This window comes from Cupriavidus sp. DB3, assembly GCF_020418465.1.
Taxonomy (GTDB): Bacteria; Pseudomonadota; Gammaproteobacteria; order Burkholderiales; family Burkholderiaceae; genus Cupriavidus; species Cupriavidus cauae.
Genome location: NZ_JAIZPL010000004.1, coordinates 337,752 through 357,608, shown reverse-complemented (window position 1 = coordinate 357,608; position 19,857 = coordinate 337,752). Strand labels below are relative to the sequence as shown.

General features: G+C 69.1%; 16 protein-coding genes. 9 read left to right on the top strand and 7 right to left on the bottom strand.

Annotation, left to right across the window (positions count from 1 at the left end; all coding sequences use genetic code 11):
* Positions 1-14: 14 nt before the first annotated feature.
* The 4 genes from gatB to gatC form a co-directional block, all read right to left on the bottom strand.
* Entirely contained in the window at positions 15-1,472 is a 1,458-nt protein-coding gene (gene gatB / locus K7G19_RS15055; RefSeq protein WP_226107942.1) for an Asp-tRNA(Asn)/Glu-tRNA(Gln) amidotransferase subunit GatB, read from the bottom strand.
* A 149-nt stretch (positions 1,473-1,621) separates the two neighbouring features.
* Positions 1,622-2,122, bottom strand: coding sequence for a hypothetical protein (locus K7G19_RS15050; protein ID WP_370639549.1), 501 nt, complete (start codon positions 2,120-2,122; stop codon positions 1,622-1,624).
* 2 nt (positions 2,123-2,124) lie between these two features.
* Positions 2,125-3,648: an Asp-tRNA(Asn)/Glu-tRNA(Gln) amidotransferase subunit GatA gene (gatA, locus tag K7G19_RS15045; protein WP_226107940.1), complete on the bottom strand. Its 1,524-nt coding sequence runs from the start codon at positions 3,646-3,648 to the stop codon at positions 2,125-2,127.
* Between the two features lie 185 nt (positions 3,649-3,833).
* Positions 3,834-4,133: an Asp-tRNA(Asn)/Glu-tRNA(Gln) amidotransferase subunit GatC gene (gene gatC / locus K7G19_RS15040; RefSeq protein WP_149317339.1), complete on the bottom strand. Its 300-nt coding sequence runs from the start codon at positions 4,131-4,133 to the stop codon at positions 3,834-3,836.
* 733 nt (positions 4,134-4,866) lie between these two features.
* Here gatC and K7G19_RS15035 point away from each other — a divergent pair.
* The 5 genes from K7G19_RS15035 (at position 4,867) to rodA (ending at position 11,328) form a co-directional block, all read left to right on the top strand.
* A complete protein-coding gene (locus K7G19_RS15035; protein WP_023264573.1) occupies positions 4,867-5,910 on the top strand; it encodes a rod shape-determining protein in 1,044 nt (347 codons plus the stop codon).
* 215 nt (positions 5,911-6,125) lie between these two features.
* Positions 6,126-7,190 (top strand): rod shape-determining protein MreC, encoded by a 1,065-nt coding sequence (gene mreC, locus K7G19_RS15030; RefSeq protein ID WP_226107938.1) that lies wholly within the window; start codon positions 6,126-6,128, stop codon positions 7,188-7,190.
* Positions 7,187-7,699 (top strand): rod shape-determining protein MreD, encoded by a 513-nt coding sequence (mreD, locus tag K7G19_RS15025; RefSeq protein WP_006579990.1) that lies wholly within the window; start codon positions 7,187-7,189, stop codon positions 7,697-7,699. Before mreC ends, mreD begins: the two co-directional genes overlap by 4 nt.
* Before the next feature lie 60 nt (positions 7,700-7,759).
* Complete coding sequence (gene mrdA / locus K7G19_RS15020) at positions 7,760-10,174, top strand: penicillin-binding protein 2 (protein WP_226107936.1); 2,415 nt, start codon at positions 7,760-7,762, stop codon at positions 10,172-10,174.
* 11 nt (positions 10,175-10,185) lie between these two features.
* Complete coding sequence (gene rodA, locus K7G19_RS15015) at positions 10,186-11,328, top strand: rod shape-determining protein RodA (RefSeq protein WP_226107934.1); 1,143 nt, start codon at positions 10,186-10,188, stop codon at positions 11,326-11,328.
* Between the two features lie 33 nt (positions 11,329-11,361).
* Here rodA and K7G19_RS15010 read toward each other — a convergent pair whose 3' ends face one another.
* A complete protein-coding gene (locus tag K7G19_RS15010; RefSeq protein ID WP_223819604.1) occupies positions 11,362-11,991 on the bottom strand; it encodes a tetratricopeptide repeat protein in 630 nt (209 codons plus the stop codon).
* 400 nt (positions 11,992-12,391) lie between these two features.
* Between K7G19_RS15010 and K7G19_RS15005 the strand changes: the two genes are divergently transcribed.
* The 3 genes from K7G19_RS15005 (at position 12,392) to K7G19_RS14995 (ending at position 15,587) form a co-directional block, all read left to right on the top strand.
* Positions 12,392-13,378, top strand: a complete 987-nt coding sequence (locus tag K7G19_RS15005; RefSeq protein WP_226107933.1) for a LysR family transcriptional regulator — start codon at positions 12,392-12,394, stop codon at positions 13,376-13,378.
* 231 nt (positions 13,379-13,609) lie between these two features.
* The gene (locus tag K7G19_RS15000; protein ID WP_226107932.1) at positions 13,610-14,605 is read left to right on the top strand and encodes a tripartite tricarboxylate transporter substrate binding protein; all 996 of its coding nucleotides are present in this window, start codon (positions 13,610-13,612) and stop codon (positions 14,603-14,605) included.
* 10 nt (positions 14,606-14,615) lie between these two features.
* Positions 14,616-15,587 carry a M14 family metallopeptidase gene (locus tag K7G19_RS14995; protein ID WP_226107931.1) on the top strand — a complete coding sequence of 324 codons (972 nt, stop codon included), beginning with the start codon at positions 14,616-14,618 and terminating at the stop codon, positions 15,585-15,587.
* Between the two features lie 42 nt (positions 15,588-15,629).
* On the opposite strand, the gene K7G19_RS14990 is transcribed toward K7G19_RS14995, so the two are convergent.
* On the bottom strand, positions 15,630-16,553 hold the full coding sequence (locus K7G19_RS14990; RefSeq protein WP_370639561.1) for an Rpn family recombination-promoting nuclease/putative transposase: 924 nt from the start codon (positions 16,551-16,553) through the stop codon (positions 15,630-15,632).
* A 384-nt stretch (positions 16,554-16,937) separates the two neighbouring features.
* On the opposite strand from K7G19_RS14990, the gene K7G19_RS14985 reads away from it, so the two are divergent.
* The gene (locus K7G19_RS14985; RefSeq protein ID WP_226107930.1) at positions 16,938-18,941 is read left to right on the top strand and encodes a methyl-accepting chemotaxis protein; all 2,004 of its coding nucleotides are present in this window, start codon (positions 16,938-16,940) and stop codon (positions 18,939-18,941) included.
* Between the two features lie 84 nt (positions 18,942-19,025).
* Here K7G19_RS14985 and K7G19_RS14980 read toward each other — a convergent pair whose 3' ends face one another.
* The gene (locus K7G19_RS14980) at positions 19,026-19,667 is read right to left on the bottom strand and encodes an Sbal_3080 family lipoprotein (protein ID WP_226107929.1); all 642 of its coding nucleotides are present in this window, start codon (positions 19,665-19,667) and stop codon (positions 19,026-19,028) included.
* Between the last annotated feature and the right edge of the window lie 190 nt (positions 19,668-19,857).

The window sequence follows — 19,857 nt, the reverse complement described above, 5'->3', positions numbered from 1 at the left end:
CTGCACCGCGCCTGTCAGCCGAGCTTCTTGCGCAGCAGTTCGTTGACCTGGGCCGGATTGGCCTTGCCCTTGGTCGCCTTCATCGCCTGGCCGACCAGCGCGTTGAACGCCTTCTCCTTGCCGGCGCGGAACTCCTCGACCGACTTGGCGTTGGCGGCCAGCACCTCGTCGATGATGGCCTCGAGCGCGCCGGTGTCCGACATCTGCTTCAGGCCCTTGGCCGCGATGATCGCATCGGCGTCGCCCTCGCACTCTCCGGCCCACATCGCCGGGAACACGTCCTTCTTGGCGGTGTTGTTCGACACCGTGCCGTCGGCGATGCGCTTGAGCAGCAGCGCGAGCTGCGCGGGGCGGATCGGCGCGCCGTCGATTTCGATGCCCTCGCGGTTCAGCTGCGAGGCGACATCGCCCATCAGCCAGTTGGCCGCGGGCTTGGCGTTGGCCGCGCCGGCTTCGGCGACGACCTGCTCGAACCAGTTGGCCAGCGCCTTCGACGAGGTCAGCACGCTGGCATCGTAGGCGGGCAGGCCATATTGCGAGACGAAGCGCGCCTGCATCGCGGCCGGCAGTTCCGGCATCGCGGCGCGCACGCGCTCGACCCAGGCCGGCTCGATCTCGAGCGGCAGCAGGTCCGGATCGGGGAAGTAGCGGTAGTCGTGCGCGTCTTCCTTGGTCCGCATCGCGCGCGTCTCCCCGGTGTCCGGATCGAACAGCACGGTGGCCTGCTGGATCTCGCGGCCGTCCTCGATCTCGGCGATCTGCCAGCGCACCTCGTATTCGATGGCCTGTTGCAGGAAACGGAACGAGTTCAGGTTCTTGATCTCCCGGCGCGTGCCGAGCTTGTCGCTGCCGACCGGCCGCACCGACACGTTGGCGTCGCAGCGGAAGCTGCCTTCCTGCATGTTGCCGTCGCAGATGCCCAGCCACACCACCAGCGAATGCAGCGCGCGCGCATAGGCGACCGCCTCGGCGGCGCTGCGCATGTCGGGCTCGGTGACGATCTCGAGCAGCGGCGTGCCGGCGCGGTTCAGGTCGATGCCGGTCATGCCGGCGAAGTCCTCGTGCAGCGACTTGCCCGCGTCCTCCTCGAGGTGGGCGCGGGTCAGCTGCACGGTCTTCTCGTAGAACTCGCCCTTGCGGCCCTCCACCTGGAAGGTCAGGCTGCCGCCCTGCACCACCGGGATCTCGTACTGGCTGATCTGGTAGCCCTTGGGCAGGTCCGGGTAGAAGTAATTCTTGCGGGCGAACACGCTATGCGGCGCGACATGGGCGCCGATCGCCAGGCCGAACTGGATCGCACGTTCGACCGCGGCCTTGTTCAGCACCGGCAGCGTGCCGGGCAGCGCCAGATCGACCGGGCAGGCCTGGGTATTGGGCGCCGCGCCGAACGCGGTGGAGGCGCCGGAAAAAATCTTCGAGGCCGTCGATAGCTGCGTATGCGTTTCGAGGCCGATCACCACTTCCCATTGCATGGCGGTATTCCTGTTGGTTCCTTGCGGCGGCGCCGGCATGGGCCGCGCCGCCGTTTGCTTTCGCGTTCTGCGTTTTGCGTTCCGCGTTCTGCGTTGTGCGCTGTGCGTTTCGTCGCTGTGCGTTTCGTCGCTGCGGGTTCTGCCGCGCGTTATTGCGTGCGCGCGCAGGTGCCGGTGCCCGGTTCGAACATGACCGGCCACGCCTCTTCGTAGATGCCCGGCGTGCAGCGGCTCTGGCAATTGGCATGCGCCAGCGTGACGCGGCGCGGGTCCTGCCAGACCAGCAGCTTGCACGCGCTGCCGTCGCGCGCGGCCAGTTCGATATGCGGCTTGCGGCGGGTCTGGCGGAACTCGGCCAGGTCGAAGCTGCACGAGCCGCGCTTGCCGACCCACAGCTTCCACGACAGCTGCTGCACGTTGTTGTCCGACACGCGCAGCTGCGCGTCCTCGCGGAACCCGTCCTCCTCGGTGCGGCGGCAGTCGCCCGCCAGGTCGATATCGCGATCGGCGATCGGCGTCGGACCGCCGATGCGCGGCAGCGGAATGCAGCCGGCCAGCGCGGCCAGCAGCACGGCGGTCAAGGCCAGGCGGCCGGCCGAAAGACCGGCGGACGGACGGCGGGACGGGCGGGTCGAAAGCAGCGCGTTCATGGTCATGCCTGCGAAGGCTGGCGCAGATGCCAGTCGGTAGCCTGCTGGAAGGCGTGCGCGGTCTGCAGCAGCTGCGCCTCGCCGAAGTAGTTGCCGATCATCTGCAGGCCAACCGGCATGCCGCCCTCGCCGAAACCGCAGGGCACGCTCATGCCGGGCAGGCCGGCCAGGCTGGTCGACAGCGTGAAGATGTCGGCCAGGTACATCTGCACCGGATCGGCGCTCTTCTCGCCGAGCTTCCACGCCACCGTCGGCGCGACCGGTCCCATGATCACGTCGCATTCGCCGAAGGCGCGCTGGAAGTCGTCCGCGATGATGCGGCGGATCTTCTGCGCCTGCAGGTAGTAGGCGTCGTAGTAGCCGTGCGACAGCACATAGGTGCCGACCAGGATGCGGCGCTTGACCTCCCAGCCGAAGCCCTCGGCGCGGGTCTTCTTGTACATGTCGAGCAGGTCGCGGTACTCGGCGGCGCGGTGGCCGTAGCGCGCGCCATCGAAGCGCGACAGGTTCGACGACGCCTCGGCCGGCGCGATCACGTAGTAGACCGGGATCGACAGTTCGGTCTTCGGCAGCGACACCTCGACCAGCGTCGCGCCGAGCTTCTCGTATTCGCGCAGCGCGGCGCGCACCGCGGCCTCGACATCGGCCGACAGTCCGGCGCCGAAGTACTCGCGCGGCAGGCCGATGCGCAGGCCGGCCAGCGGCTGGCTGGCGCTGGCCCCGCCGCGCGGCTGGCCCAGCAGCCGCGTGAAGTCCTCGTCCACGCCGCCCTGGGCCGGCGTCAGCGAGGTCGAATCGCGCTCGTCGAACCCGGCCATCGCATTGAGCAGCAGCGCGCAGTCCTCGGCGCTGCGCGCCATCGGGCCGGCCTGGTCCAGCGACGAGGCGAACGCGATCATGCCGAAGCGCGACACGCGGCCGTAGGTCGGCTTGATGCCGGTGATGCCCGAAAACGCGGCCGGCTGGCGGATCGAGCCGCCGGTGTCGGTGCCGGTGGCGGCCGGCGCGAGGCCCGCGGCGACCGCCGCGGCCGAGCCGCCCGACGAGCCGCCGGGCACGCGCGACGCGTCCCACGGGTTGCGCACCGGGCCGAAGTGCGAGTTCTCGTTGGACGAGCCCATCGCGAATTCGTCCATATTGGTCTTGCCCAGCGTCACCATGCCGGCGGCGGCCAGCCGCTCGACCACGGTGGCGTCGAACGGGCTCTCGTAGTCCGCCAGCATGCGCGAGCCGGCGGTCGAGCGCCAGCCGCGCGTGACGAACACGTCCTTGTGGGCGATCGGCACGCCGGTCAGCGGACCGGCCTCGCCGCGCGCGCGGCGTTCGTCGGCGGCGCGGGCCTGGGCCAGCGTCATCTCGGCGTCGACATGGACATAGGCGTTCAGCGCGCCGGCCTGCTCGATGCGGGCCAGGTAGTCGCGCGCCAGCTCTTCGGCCGACACCGCGCCGGCGGCGAGCGCGTCGGCGATCTGGCGCAGCGAGGTCACGGTCGAGCCGACCGGGAAGGAGGAAGCGGAAGAAGACATGGAGTGTCGGAAAAGCTTCGGAGAACGGCCGGCGGGGCATGGGCGCCGCCGGCGGATCGATTCGGGAGATGCCACCTTGGCGTATCGGTACGTCGATACGGAAATTTCGGGCGACGTCGGCGGGCCGGGTGCGGGACCGTTATCGGGACCTTATCGGGACCTTATCGGGGCCGTTATCGGGAACGTTATTCGATCACCTTCGGCACCAGATACAGGCCGGCCTCGGTGGCCGGCGCGGGACGCTGGTAGTCATCGCGCCGGTTCGGCTCGGTGACGACGTCGTCGCGCAGGCGCTGCTGCATCTCGCGGACCGCCGACAGCGGATGCGCCAGCGGCGCGACGCCGCTGGTGTCCACCGCCTGCATCTGCTCGACCAGCGAGAAGAATTGATTCAGTTGCCCGAGCGTCTGGCCGGCTTCTTCATCGCTGATGTCGATGCGGGCAAGATGGGCGATGCGCTTGACGTCGGTTAGCTCGAGTGCCATGGCGTGGGTGCGAGGAATTCCAGAGGGCCCGGCAGTCCGGCGCAAGGCCGGAACGAAACCGGGAGAAGGACGACCGTGCGGACAGCGTCGGGAGCGCCGGACCGGGCCAGGCGGGCGTGCCCTGGGCGGCGCCGCGTCCGGACCGCTGTCGGGCAGTTGCCGGGCCATTGCCGGGCCGTTGCCGCGTCGACATCGGCCTGGGGAAAGTGCCGCGCGCGACGCCCCACAATCGTCAGAATTACAGGTTTTTTCAGGGCAATTTGCCGCCGAAACACGCGGAATTATAAGGTATCATTCCGTTTTGCCGCCGCCCCTGGCGGCGCCTTCGCCGCTTGGACCCAGCGTCCGGCCGCTGAAGGACGCCGGACCCGACTGCCCGCGGGGCCCGGACCAGGATCCTCCGATTAGACCGACTCGCCGCTGCCCCCGTGTGGGTGCCGGGTCTGTGGCGCCCGGACCGCCGTCCGGCCATCCGCCAAATGAAGTTTGGCGAACTTTCTGGCGCCGTCTAATCAAAGGTTCCCGTGGGAATGCGTTCCGCCGGCCCGGCGGGCGAAATCCCTCAGGACTGTCGCGGTTCGCCTGGCGCACCGCAACGGCATGGGCGGGACCGTGGATGCGCGGAAGGACGCGCGCCGTTTCCATCGAAGACATATGAATATCGCGGCCGGCGCCAAGGACTGGCGCCGGCCGCTTCGCATACCTGCGAACCCACCAGAAAACAGGACTCCTGATGTTCGGATTTCTCCGCAGCTACTTTTCCAACGATCTCGCGATCGACCTCGGCACCGCCAACACGCTGATCTACATGCGTGACAAGGGCATCGTGCTGGACGAACCGTCGGTGGTCGCGATCCACCTGGGCGGCGGCCCGAACGCCAAGAAGACCATTCAGGCAGTCGGCAAGGAAGCCAAGCAGATGCTGGGCAAGGTGCCGGGCAACATCGAGGCGATCCGCCCGATGAAGGACGGCGTGATCGCCGACTTCACCGTCACCGAGCAGATGCTCAAGCAGTTCATCAAGATGGTGCACGACAGCAAGCTGCTGCGTCCGTCGCCGCGCATCATCATCTGCGTGCCGTGCGGTTCGACCCAGGTCGAGCGCCGCGCGATCCGCGAGTCGGCGCTGGGCGCCGGCGCCTCGCAGGTCTACCTGATCGAGGAACCGATGGCCGCCGCGATCGGCGCCGGCCTGCCGGTGTCGGAGCCGTCGGGCTCGATGGTCGTCGATATCGGCGGCGGCACCACCGAGGTCGGCATCATCTCGCTGGGCGGCATGGTCTACAAGGGCTCGGTGCGCGTCGGCGGCGACAAGTTCGACGAGGCCATCGTCAACTACATCCGCCGCAACTACGGCATGCTGATCGGCGAGCAGACCGCCGAAGCGATCAAGAAGGAAATCGGCTCGGCCTTCCCGGGTTCGGAAGTGCGCGAGATGGAGGTCAAGGGCCGCAACCTGTCCGAGGGCATCCCGCGCGCGTTCACGGTCTCGTCCAACGAGATCCTGGAAGCGCTGACCGATCCGCTGAACCAGATCGTCTCCACCGTGAAGATCGGCCTGGAGCAGACCCCGCCGGAACTGGGCGCCGACATCGCCGAGCGCGGCATCACGCTGACCGGCGGCGGCGCGCTGCTGCGCGACCTGGACCGCCTGCTGGCCGAGGAAACCGGCCTGCCGGTGCTGGTGGCCGAGGATCCGTTGACCTGCGTGGTGCGCGGCTCGGGCATGGCCCTGGAGCGCATGGACAAGCTCGGCAGCATCTTCGCCTACGAGTAAGCCGGTCCGGCAAAAGGATCGTTCCCGTGGCGAAGCGCGCCCTGCCCGCACCGCTGGCCCAGGCCGGCCACGGGCAGGTCCGCCGCCGCGCCACCCTGGCCAAGCCGGCCGCCGCCTGCCGGCGGCCCGCGCGACTCCGCCAATTCCGGTCCGCCCCCGGACGCCCGAGCGCGGCGTGCCGGCGATGCGGACCGCCACCGCCTGCGTACGGCTAAATGGATTACACGCCGCCACCGCTATTCAAGCAGGGCACGTCCGCGTTCGCGCGCCTGGTCATCTTCGTGACGATGGCGCTGGTGCTGCTGGTCGTCGACGCCCGCTTCGATGCGCTGTCCACGGTCCGGCAGGTCGCCGCCACCGTGCTGATGCCGGTCGAGCGCGCCGTGCTGGTGCCGCGCGACATGGCGCGCGCCGCGTTCGACTATCTGCAGTCGTCCGCCGCGCTGGCCAGCGAGAACCGCGAGCTGCGGCGGCGCGCGGTGGCGCAGGCCGACGACGCGCTGCGCCAGGCCCAGCTCGAGGCCGAGAACCGCCAGCTGCGCAAGCTGCTGGACCTGAAGGAGCAATCGGCCACGCCGGTCACGGCGGCCGAGGTGCTGTACGACGCGCGCGATCCGTACAGCCAGCGCATCGTGATCGACCGCGGCAGCCAGCACGACGTGCGGGCCGGCTATCCGGTGATCGACGATCGCGGCGTGGTCGGCCAGGTCACGCGCGTGACGCCGTTCCAGTCCGAAGTCACGCTGCTGACAGACAAGGACCAGGCGATCCCGGTGCAGGTGGTACGCAACGGCCTGCGCAGCATTGCCTTCGGCGGCGGCAAGGCCGGCATGCTGGACCTGCGCTTCATGGCGGCGTCGGCCGATCTGCAGCAGGGCGACCTGCTGGTGACCTCGGGCCTGGACGGGGTCTATCCGGCCGGGCTGCCGGTCGCGCGCATCGTGCAGATCGAACGCAAGGCCGATACCGCGTTCTCGCGCGTCTACTGCGAGCCGGTCGCGGGCGTGCGTTCGCACCGCCAGCTGCTGGTGGTGCGCTACGAGGCCGAGAAGCCCTCGCGCGACCTGCCGGCCGGCGACGACGGCAAGAACGCGGGCAAGGCAGGCAAGACGGACAAGGCCGGCAAGGCCTCGAAAGCCGACAAGCCCGAGAAAGCCGACAAGGCGGAAAAAACCGAGAAGGGGCCCAAGCCCAAGGCGAACGCCGCGGCTACGGCCGCCACAGTTGCTACGGTCGCCGCGGCGCCCGCGGCCGCGCCGAGCCAGGAGCAGAAGCGGTGACCCATCCCCAATACCTGCTGCGGCCGGTCAACCCGGCCTTCATCGCGCTGACCTTCGTGCTGGCGTTCCTGTTCAACCTGCTGCCGTGGGGCGACATCCTGTGGGTGCCGGACATGGTGGCGCTGGTGCTGGTGTTCTGGAACATCCACCAGCCGCGCAAGGTCGGCATGGGCGTGGCCTTCGTGCTGGGCCTGCTGATGGACGTGCACGATGCCCGCCTGCTCGGCGAGCACGCGATGGCCTACACGCTGCTGGCCTACTTCGCCATCACGATCCACCGCCGCGTGTTGTGGTTCAGCGTCTATACGCAGGCACTGCACGTGCTGCCGCTGCTGTTCATCGCGCATGCGGTACCGGTGGTGATCCGGCTGCTGATGGGCGCGCCGCTGCCCGGCTGGCCGTTGCTGGTCGCGCCCGGCATCGAGGCGCTGCTGTGGCCGCTGGCCACCGGCCTGCTGCTGGCGCCGCAGCGCCGCTCCATCGACGTCGACGAAACCCGGCCGATCTGACGGCATGGCACTCCGCTCGCAGCCTCTCTCCGTGCCCCGACCGCCCGTCCCCGCAGCACCATGACCGAAATCCGCAACGTCGAACTCGAGCTCGGCCGCTTCCGCCTTCGCGTGGCGGCCGCGGCGCTGTTCGCCGTGATCCTGTTCGGGCTGCTGTTCCTGCGCTTCTTCTGGCTGCAGTGGTACAAGCACGACCAGTATTCGGCCAAGGCCGAGGACAACCGCATCTCGGTGGCGCCGATCGAGCCGAACCGCGGCATCATCATGGACCGCAACGGCATCGTGCTGGCGCGCAACTATTCGGCCTACACGCTGGAAATCACGCCGTCCAAGCTGACGCAGTCGCTGGACGACACCATCGATGAACTGTCCGAACTGATCGACATCCAGCCGCGCGACCGCCGCCGCTTCCGCCGGCTGATGGAGGAGTCGCGCAGCTTCGAGAGCCTGCCGATCCGCAGCCAGCTTAGCGACGAGGAGGTGGCGCGCTTCTCCGCGCAGCGCTTCCGCTTCCCCGGCGTCGACGTGCGCGCGCGGCTGTTCCGCCAGTATCCGATGGGCGAATCGGCCTCGCACGTGGTCGGCTACATCGGCCGCATCTCGCAGCGCGACCAGCAGCGCATCGAGGCGATGGACGTGGCCAACGACGCCAATCCGGCCAAGTACGACCCGCGCAAGGATGCCGACAACTACAAGGGCACCAACTACATCGGCAAGATCGGCATCGAGCAGAGCTACGAGACCGAGCTGCACGGGCTGACCGGCATCGAGGAAGTCGAGGTCAGCGCCGGCGGGCGGCCGATCCGCACGCTGTCGACCGCGCCGGCGACGCCGGGCAACAACCTGATCCTGTCCCTCGACATCCGGCTGCAGCAGCTGGCCGAGGCGCTGTTCGGCGACCGCCGCGGCGCGCTGGTGGCGATCGAGCCGGCCACCGGCGACATCCTGGCCTTCGTCTCCAAGCCGACCTTCGACCCGAACCTGTTCGTCGAGGGCATCGACACCGCGACCTGGAACGAGCTGAACAATTCGCCGGACAAGCCGCTGCTGAACCGCCCGCTGCGCGGCACCTATCCGCCGGGCTCGACCTACAAGCCGTTCATGGCGCTGGCGGCGCTGGCGACCGGCAAGCGCACCGCCAACTGGGGCATGCACGATCCCGGCTTCTTCACGCTGGGCAACCATACCTTCCGCGACGACAAGCCGGGCGGCCACGGCTGGGTCGACATGTACAGCTCGATCGTGGCCTCGTGCGACACCTACTACTACGCGCTGGCGCGCGACATGGGCGTCAACGCGATCCACGACTTCATGAAGCCGCTCGGCTTCGGCCAGCTGACCGGCATCGACATCGAGGGCGAGAGCCGCGGCATCCTGCCGTCGACCGACTGGAAGCGGCGCGCCTACCGCAAGCCCGAGCAGCAGCGTTGGTATGACGGCGAAACGATCTCGCTGGGGATCGGCCAGGGCTACAACAGCTTCACGATCCTGCAGCTGGCGCACGCGACCTCGATCCTGGTCAACAACGGCGTCGTGATGAAGCCCCACCTGGTCAAGGCGGTCGAGGACGCGGTCACCCGGCAGCGCCGCCTGACGGTGCCGAAGGAAAGCTATCGCCTGCCGTTCAAGCAGTCCGATATCGACGTGATCAAGCGCGCGATGGTCGGCGTCACGCATTCGGGCACCGCGGCGCGCGTGTTCGCCGGCGCCGCCTACGAGTCAGCCGGCAAGACCGGCACCGCGCAGACCTTCTCGCTGAGCAAGGGCGAGAAGTACAACCACCACGCGCTGGCCGAGCACAAGCGCGACCATGCGCTGTACACCGCGTTCGCGCCGGCCGACAAGCCGAAGATCGCGCTGGCGCTGATCGTCGAGAACGCCGGCTTCGGCGCGCAGCACGCCGCGCCGATCGCGCGCAAGGTGATGGACTACTACCTGCTGGGCAAATGGCCCGCCGAGCTGGCCGAGATCGCGCCGCCGGCCGCCGAGCGCGCGCACGGGCTGCCGCCGGTCGATACGCCAAGCGTCTTTACCACCGGCCATACCGCCAGCATCGCCAGCGCGACCGCGATGGGCAACACGCTGGCCAACGAGGACGCGCAAGGCGAGCCGGGCGGCAAGGACGAAGGCGCCAAGGGCACCAGGAATGGCGGCGGCGGCAACGGCAGCCAGGCCGGAGCCTCTGCGGTAGCCGCCGCGCCGACCATCGATCCGCAGGCGATCGCGCCCGCCTCGGCGCCGCTGACGCTGGGGGACCGCATGCGCCAGGCGCTCGGCCACAGCAAGCCGCCGCATGACGGCGCGCCCGCGGCTCCGTCCTCGCCATCCGCCCCGGCCGCCCCGGCCGCACCGGGTGCACCGGGCGAGCGCAAGACGCGCCCAGCCACGCCGCCCGCCGCGCCGGGCCCCGCACCGTCTCCCGCATCCCGCACCCGGCAGGCCGCCGCGGCGCCGGGCGCCAACGTCACGCATTGAAGGAGGCGCAGATGGATCGCAGACGCGCCCTGTCCCTGATCAAGACCGCGCTGACCGGCTTCGACAAGCCGCTCGCGCTGATCGTCTTCCTGTTGTTCGCCACCGGCATCGTGGCGCTGTACTCGGCGTCGATCGACGTGCCGGGCCGCGTCGAGGACCAGCTGCGCAATATCCTGCTGTCCTACGCGGTGATGTGGGTGATCGCCTATCTGCCCACGCAGACGCTGATGCGGGTCGCGGTGCCGCTCTATACGGTCGGCGTCGCACTGCTGATCGCGGTGGCGATGTTCGGGCTGATCCGCAAGGGCGCGCGCCGCTGGCTCAATGTCGGCATCGTGATCCAGCCCTCCGAGCTGATGAAGATCGCGATGCCGCTGATGCTGGCCTGGTACTTCCAGAAGCGCGAAAGCGCGTTGCGCTGGTTCGACTTCATCGTCGCCGGCCTGCTGCTGGCGGTGCCGGTGGGCCTGATCGCCAAGCAGCCCGACCTGGGCACCGCGCTGCTGGTGCTGGCCGCCGGCATGTACGTGATCTACTTCGCCGGCCTGTCGTGGAAGCTGATCCTGCCGGCACTGGCGATCCTGGTCACGCTGATTTCCGGGCTGCTGTTCTTCGAGCACGACATGTGCGCGCCGGGCGTCAACTGGCCGGTGCTGCACGACTACCAGCAGCACCGGGTCTGCACGCTGCTCGATCCGACCACCGATCCGCTCGGCAAGGGCTTCCACACCATCCAGTCGATCATCGCGATCGGCTCGGGCGGCCTGATGGGCAAGGGCTGGCTCAAGGGCACGCAGACCCACCTCGAGTTCATTCCGGAGAAGCACACCGACTTCATCTTCGCGGTCTACTCCGAGGAATTCGGCCTGATCGGCAATGCGGTGCTGCTGGTGCTGTACCTGCTGCTGATCTTCCGCGGGCTCTATATCGCCGCCAATGCGCCGACGCACTTCTCGCGGCTGCTGGCCGGCGCGGTGACGCTGATCTTCTTCACCTATGCCTTCGTCAACATGGGCATGGTCAGCGGCATCCTGCCGATCGTCGGCGTGCCGCTGCCGCTGATCAGCTACGGCGGCACCGCGCTGGTCACGCTCGGCATGGGGATCGGCATCCTGATGAACATCTCGCGGCAGAAGCGGCTGATTCAGACTTGAAGCACGCCGCGCGCTTGCCGGCTCGCCTGTCCGCTACATCGTCGGCGTGCGCGATCTGACGGTCTGCTCCAGCAGCGAGCGCAGCTTGGCCAGCGCGCCGGGGTCGCCGCGCGCCGCGGCGCGGGCGTACCAGATCTTGGCCTGCTCGATATCGCGCTCCACCACCCCCGGCTCGCCGCGCTCGTAGAAGCTGGCGACAATGTACTGCGCCCCGCCGTCGCCCGCGGTCGCGGCCCGCGTGTACCACTCGAAGGCCTTGGCGTAATCGCGCGGCACCCCGCGGCCGATGAAGTAATTGGTCGCCAGCGCGACCTGCGCCTGGATATGGCCGCCCTGGCTGGCGCGCTGATACCAGCGGTTGGCCTCTTCCAGCGACTTGGGCACCAGGTCGCCGCGCTCATGCAATTCGCCCCAGGTGAATTGGGCATGCGTCATCTCGTTGTCCGCCGCCTTCTTCAGCCAGACCAGCGCCTCCTGGGGCTTGGACGCCGTGCCGTCGCCGCGCAGCAGCATCATCGCGTAATTGAACTGCGCCAGCCGGTTGCCCCGCCGCGCCGCCTCCGCGAAGTCGCGCAGCGCGCTCTCGAAAGCGCCCGCCTCGTAGGCGGCCACCGCCTGCCGGGTCAACGTCTCCGCGGGCTGCGGCGGCCGGGGTGCCGCCATCGCGGTCTGCCAACCGCCCAGCAGGATCAGGATGCAGGCGGCGTGGCGGACGAGGCGGCGAACGGTCGGCATGGCGGACTCCCAGCGAGGTCGGGCTTTCCAGCCAGTGTAGGAGTCGGTGCGAAGGGGCGATAGGCTGCGGCGCGGCAGGCGCGAGGCCGGATTGTCGAGTGAATCGGGCGCTCCGGGGCCGCACCGGACTATTCCGCGGACAAATATGGAGCGATGCTTATCCAACGCCTCCATTCGTCGATGGGATGGTTTGCCCGCCCCTGCCGGCGTCGCCGCATCGGGGCCGCAAACCGTGCATGCCGCTTCGGACGCTCTAGAATGACGCGGCCGCGCACGTTGCGCGCAGCCGCCTGACGCGTCCCGACACGAACCCATCGCCCGCCTCCCCATGCATATCCGTTGGCTCGAAGACTTTGTATGCCTGGCCGAGGCCGGCAGCCTCGCCCGCGCCGCCGAACTGCGCAATGTCACCCCGCCCGCGTTCGGCCGCCGCATGCAGGCGGTCGAGGTGTGGGCCGGCGCGCCGCTGATCGATCGCAGCGTGTTCCCGGTCCGGCTGACCGCCGAGGGCCGGCAGTTTCTGGAGGCGGCGCAGTCGGCGCTGCACACGCTCGAGGAAACGCGGCTGGCGCTGCGGGCGGCCCACCGCGTCGACGCCAGCACCGTGGTGATCGCCACCGGCAAGACGCTGTCGCGCTCGCTGGTGCCGGCCTGGCTGGCGGGGCTGCGCCAGGCGCTGCGGCACGATCCGGTGGCCGCGGGCTTTCGCACCCGGCTGTCGACCTTCGCCATGCACGACGCGCTGGCGATGTTCACCGAGGGCGATGCCGATTTCCTGCTGTGCTACAGCCCACCGGACCTGCCGGTGCGGCTGGACGAGGCGCGCTATCAGTTCCATCCGGTCGGGGTCGAGCGGCTGGTCTGCGTCGCCGCCGCCGATGCCGCGGGCGGGCCGTGCTTCCGCCTGCCGGGGCGTGGCAAGAGCGGCGCGCCGGTGCCGACCATCGCCTATGCGGAAACCCTGACGATGGGCCGCATGGTCAATCAGGAGATCGCCCGGCGCAAACTGGCCGGCCGCCTGGACGTGGTGGCGGTCTGCGACTTCGCCGAATCGGTGCACGAGATGGTGCGCCAGCGCATGGGCCTGGCCTGGCTGCCTGCCCGGCTGATCGCCGACGACCTGCACGCGGGCCGGCTGGTGCGCGCCGATATCGGCAGCGTGGCGGAGGCCGGGACGGAGGGTGGCCAACAGGGCGGCCAGCACGGCGGCCAGCCGGGCGGCAATCGCGATCTGGTGCTGCAGATCCGGCTCTACCGTCCGCGCGCGCCGATGCGTCCGCTGGCCGAGGCGTTCTGGCGCGCCGCGACGGCGTGATGCCGCTGGCGGCGGAGGCGATGCCGCGCCGCCTTGCCGAGCCGCTTGCCTGCCCTTCGCCTGCCCTTCGCCTGCCCCTTGCCTGCCCCTGCCGGGTCCGTGATAGGCCCCTTGCCACACGCCTTGCCGATCCGGCAATCGCCATTGCCAAACCCGCATGCGCGGACACGGCGCCGCTCCCTAACATCGCGCCATACCACATCGATAACAGATAGACACGGGAGCGTTGCCATGAAGATCTCGCTGCGGACTGCCACCGCCGCCACCTTGCTGTTTTCCGCCGCCTCGGCGATGTCGCTGCTGCCTGCCGGCGCCGCGCGCGCCAGCGAATGGCCCGCCAAGCCGATCACGCTGGTGGTCGGCTACACGGCCGGCGGCAGCGTCGACCTGGTGGCGCGCACCATCGCGCCCGAGCTCGGCAAGCGGCTGGGCCAGAGCGTGGTGATCGAGAACCTCGGCGGTGCCGGCGGCACCATCGGCGCGGCGCGCGTGGTCAAGGCCGAGGCCGATGGCTACTCGCTGCTGATGGGCTCGGGCAGCGAGGTGTCGATCGCGCGCCTGACCAATCCGGCGGTCCGCTACGACGGCGAGAAGGATTTGGCGCCGATCACCTTCGTCGGCACGCAGCCGATGGTGCTGGTCGGCAAGCCGACGCTGCCGGCGCGCAATGCCGCCGAACTGATCGCGCTGGCCAAGGGGCAGCCAGACAAGCTGGCCTATGCCTCGTCGGGCGTCGGCACGCCGCTGAACCTGGCCGGCGAGCTGATCAAGCAGCAGGGCAAGGTCGGTATCACGCACGTGCCGTACAAGGGCGCTTCCGCGATGGCGACGGACCTGCTGGGCGGCCAGATCGATCTGGCGGTAATGGTGCTGTCGTCCGCGCTGCCGCATATCCAGGCCGGACGGGTCAAGGCCTATGGCGTGACCGAAGCCAAGCGCGCCGCGGTGGCACCGGAAGTGCCGGCGCTGGCGGAGACGCCCGCGCTGAAGGGCGTCGACATGGGCGTCTGGTTCGGCCTGATGGCACCGAAGGCCACGCCGCGCGCTGTGGTGGATCGGCTCAACAACGAGATGCAGGCCGTGCTGGCGATGCCGGAGGTCCGCAAGAAGCTGGCCGAGGCCGGCGTCGAGGTCGCGCCCGCCAATCCGGCGCAGTTCGCCGCCTTCGTCAAGCGCGAGACCGCCAAATACCGCACCATCGTGCAGGCGGCCGGCATCCAGCAATAACAGGGACGTTATGAACACGATGACCACGCTCGACGCCTATCCGGTCGAAGTCGCATTTCCCGATATCCGCCCGTATGCCGACGGCAATACCGGCGTCGCCTATGTCCATCATTTCGACAGCGGCGTGCCGGGCCCGCACGTGATGATCAACGCGCTGACCCATGGCAACGAGGTCTGCGGCGCGATCGTCGTCAAGGAGCTGCTGGACCTCGGGCTCAAGCCGCGCAGCGGGCAGCTGACGCTGGCGTTCGCCAACGTCGACGCCTATCACCGTTTCGATCCGGCAAAGCCCGACGCCTCGCGCTTCGTCGACCAGGACTTCAACCGAGTCTGGACCGCCGCGGTGCTCGACGACGCGTCGCGCGACTCGTCCGAACTGCGGCGCGCGCGCGAGATGCGCCCGCTGATCGATCGCATCGACCTGCTGCTGGACCTGCATTCGATGCACGAGAAGAGCCTGCCGCTGATCGTGTCGGGCCCGCTCGACAAGGGCGTGGCGCTGGCGCGCGCGCTCGGCGCTCCGGCGCATGTGATCGTCGACGAAGGCCATCCGGAAGGCCGTCGCATGCGCGACTACGCCGGCTTTGGCGATCAGGACAGCCCGAAGAATGCGCTGCTGATCGAATGTGGCCAGCATTGGGAGGCATCGTCGGTCGCGGTGGCGCGCGACAGCACGGCGCGCTTCCTGCTGACCGCCGGCATCGTCGACAGCGGCGACCTGCCTGCCGGCTGGCTGTCGGCGCCGGTCGCGCCGCAGCGCGTGGTGCGCGTCACCGAGCCGGTAGTGGCCACCAGCATGAATTTCCGCTTCGCCGGCCCCTATACCGGCCTGGAGACCTTCTCCGAGCCCGGCACCGTGATCGGGTGGAACGACGGCGCGCCGGTGGTGACGCCGTATCCCGACTGCGTGCTGGTGATGCCGTCGCTGCGCCAGCTGCGTCCTGGCGTGACGGTGGTTCGGCTGGGACAGCTGCTGGCTTGATCCTGCGCGGCAAAGATGCCCCCGAAGAGCATCGCCGCGCCCTTATCGTGTCTTGAAGACGGCGTCGAGCGATTCCGCCGTCAGCAGCCGCCCGCTCCATCGCCGGATGTCGGCGGCCTGCGCCGCGTTCAGCTTGGCAACGATATCGGCCGGCAGCGGCCCGAAGCGGCGGGCCAGCAGTTGCTGGAGAACTCGCGCGGCGCCTTCCTGCCGGCCCTTTGCGAGTCCTCGCTTCTCCCCCTTTTTCTCCCCTTTTTTCTCCCCCTTCTGCATGCCCCTCTGCTCGTGCTGGGCTGCCCACTCGTCCATACGTTGTGCCAGTGACATTTCGAGTTCCTCCAGATCGCAGACCCGTGGCAGCGCGAGCTTGCCCTTGCGCTGCCTCAACAATACGCTACGCATCCACATCGCCAAAGTTCGCCTGAGTTCCTTGCGCCCATCGATCCAGCGACGGACCTCTCGAATCACGCGGACAAGACTCCGCTCACTCTTTAGCCGATTGAAACGCATCACGGCGGCCACCAAATTTCGCCGCCGCGAAAGCTGGGCTTCCGTGTACTGGCTCTCGTCGATCAGGTGATAGCGAAAACGCGGAACCGGCAAGTCCGCATCGTGAACGATCAGCCTTTCGACATCCACTGGCGCTCGCCATTTCGTTTCGCCGTTGTACAGCACGATCGGCAACACCGGCGGCAGCAAGCGGCCGGGCAAACATTCCTTGCGCCGGATCAGGTCCTGATACAGAAGCATTAGATAACTCAACACGCGGACCGCCATGAAGGTGTCGACGGTACTCTGGAACTCGATCAGGATGTACAGGTACATCCAATCCTGGCCGGTTCGCACGCGCCAAACCACGTCATCGGCGCGCTCGCGGAAGTCATCGGTCACGTAGCTGCAAGGCATGCGCTCCAGGGTCTGGAAATTGACCTTCCGCCACCATTGCTTCGGCACAAAGTCCTTCAGCAGGTCCCTGACGAAATTCGGGACAGGAGTACAACAGTTTGTACGATACGTCGTCGTGCTTGGCCATCATGCCGTCGTGCGAAGGCGCAATGCGCCGAGGCCGTCAGCATGCCGACACAGTCCCTGTGAAGCTGTCGTAAAAGTTGCCGCCCTATGAGTTACTGATTTGTTGCCGGGCGACGGTAATCCCCTCGTAGAAATCGGTGAACACCCTCATCAAGCCCCGGCCAGTTCCGACCGTAAACCAACCCATGACGACGTGACGGAGATCATGCGTCCGCCGTGCGCCATGTGGTGCCGGCAACTTCCCTTTCGCAGGAAACGGACGTGCGCCCCCTTGCCCCCGCCCCCCTTGCTTCGTCGGCTGCCGGCCTTGCCGGTGCCTTGGCTTCCTCCCCTACCGATACCTCGTCCACCAGCCAGCCGTCGCGCCGCTGGCGCCCTGGCGCCGCGCGGATCGGCACGCGGCTCGCGCTGATCGTGCTGGCCGTGCAGGTGCTGGTATTCGGCCTGTTCGCCTGGGTGCTGTCGGACAGCAGCATGCGCCAGCTCGAGGCGCAGCAGCGCGCGGCGATGAGCGCGCAGAACGAGACGCTGCGCGATCTGCTCGGCCAGTTCGACGACACCATGCTGCAGGAGGCGGACCGCTTCCTGCTGAGCTTCGCCGCGGTGGTGCCCGGCCCGTACGCGGTCGATCCCGCCCAGACCATCGAGGTCGCCGGCCAGCCGACGCCACAGTTCAGCAGCGGCGAGGTCGTGCTGAACAACAACTTCGCGCTGCCGGACCGCTTCTTCTCGACCACCGCCGGCACCATCGCCACGGTGTTCGCGCGCCGCGGCGACGACTTCGTGCGCGTGACCACCTCGCTGAAGAAGCAGAACGGCGAGCGCGCGGTCGGCACGCTGCTCGACCGCGCCGGCGGCGCCTATGCCGCGGTGCGGGCCGGGCGTTCGTACCGCGCGCTGACGTGGCTGTTCGGCAAGCCGTACATGAGCAAGTACGAGCCGGTGCGCGATGCCGCCGGCAAGATCGTCGGCGCGCTCTATGTCGGCGTCGATGTCAGCGCCGAGCTGGCGATGCTGAAAAACCGCATCCGGCGCAAATCGATCGGCACCGACGGCCATTTCCTGGTGGTCGACGCCAGGCCCGGTCCCGACCAGGGCAAGCTGCTGGTCGGCCGCCGCCAGGAGGGTACGGTGCAGCTGGACGCCCGCGACGAGGACGGCAAGAGCTGGTTGCGCGAGATGATTGCCGCGCGCCAGGGCAGCCTGACGCATCGGATCGCCTTCGACGGCAGCGCCCCGGCGTTGCGGCTGACGGCGTTCGAGACCTATCCCGAATGGCAATGGCTGATCGTCGGCTCGGTGCCGGTCGACAGCCTGCGCGCCGAACTGATCGCGAATCGCAATCGCTTCCTCGCGGCCGGCCTGGCGCTGGCGCTGCTGGTGTCGGCGGGATTCTGGTGGATGCTGCGCCGGATGGTCAGCGCGCCGCTGGCCGATGCGGCAGCGGCCGCGCGCAGCCTGGCCGCCGGGGACCTGACCGCGCGGCTGGACAGCCCGCGCCGCGACGAGATCGGCGAACTGATGCGCGCGATCGACGGCGTCGGCCAGGGCCTGTCCGGCATCGTCGGCACCGTGCGGGCCAGCGCCGATGCGATCGTCGCCAGCACCGGCGAGATCGCCAGCGGCAACGCCGATCTGTCGGCACGCACCGCGAGCCAGGCCAGCAGCCTGGAGCGCACCGCCGCCAGCATCGAGCAGCTGAGCGCGACGGTGCGGCAGAACGCCGATGCCGCCGTGGACGCCGACGCCACCGTGCGCAGCGCCGCCGATGCAGCCCGGCACGGCGGCGGCACCGTCGAGCGCGTGGTGCAGACCATGGACGGCGTGCATCGCAACGCGCAGCAGGTGGTCGACATCATCGGCATGATCGACGGCATCGCCTTCCAGACCAATATCCTGGCGCTGAACGCGGCGGTCGAAGCCGCCCGGGCCGGCGAGCACGGGCGCGGTTTCGCGGTGGTGGCCGGCGAGGTGCGCAGCCTCGCGCAGCGCAGCGCCACGGCGGCAGGCGAGATCAAGGCGCTGATCGAGCGGACGGTCTCCGATCTGCGCGACGGCCACGCAGCGGTGCAGCAGGCCGGCAACGCGATGGAAGACATCGTGCGCCAGGTCGAAGGCATCGCCACGCGCATGGCGGAAATCAGCGCGTCCTCGCGCGAGCAGGCGCAAGGCATCGCGCAGGTCAGCGACGCGCTGGCCGAGATGGACGGCGTCACGCAGCAGAACGCGGCGCTGGTGGAAGAGGCCGCTGCGGCGGCCGAAAGCCTCGATCAGCGCGCGCAGCAGCTGCGCGAGGCGGTGCAGGCGTTCAGGCTGGCGTAGCGGCGGGGCCGCGGTCGGCGCTGGAGCGCGCCCCGCTGTTCGGACCGGACAGCGGGGCGTCGCGAACCTGCAGGCGGCCCGGGTTCAGGCTGGCGTAGCGGGGCTTGGGCTCGTCCCGCTGTTCGGCTCGGACAGCGGAGGATTGCGATCCCGCGCCTCCGGATGCGGCAGTCGGCCCGGGAACAGCTGGTCGACCAGCTCGTCGATCTTCTGCGCCGGGTCGATCAGGTGGCTCAGGTTGACGCCGCCCTGGCTGCGCCGCGCATCGTAGACCGCCTTGCCGACGCGCTCGCCCCGGCGATAGACGGTGATGTCGGCGGTCGCCAGGAAGGTGCGCCAGTACGACTGCGAGGTGGCCGCATAGGTCGCCGTCAGCGTACAGGCTGCCACCGACGATCCCGGCGGCAGCAGCCTGGCTTCGAAGCCACGGCGCTGCAGCGATTGCAGCAGCGTCGCCGCGAACGGCGCGCGTCCGGCGGGGCTGTCGATCACGCAGAACGATGCGCCCAGGTCCGGATCGATGCGGACCATCGCCGCGATCGGGTCGGCCGGCGGTGCCGCTTCGGCCGGGCTGACCGACTGGTAGGTCGCGCAACCTGTGGTCAGCGCCGTCAACGCGGACAGCATCAGCACGCCGGCACGGGCGAACGAAACGGGAGCGAACGAAACGGGGCTGGACGAAACGGCGAACGCGGCGCGGCCGCGGCGTGGCAGGGCGGAAGTCATGGCGGTTCCCCTCAGGGTCCGGTTGGTGCGATGGCGCGATGGCAGGCTTTCTCCCGCCGGCATCGCGGCGCGCGCATGGCGGGGTCTCTGCCGGTTAACGGCGACCCGGTGCGAGATCTGTAGAGGCAATCTGGTCCAGGCTCCATGGGGCGCACGCACACGATGGTGCGCGATTTTGGGCGGGAATTCC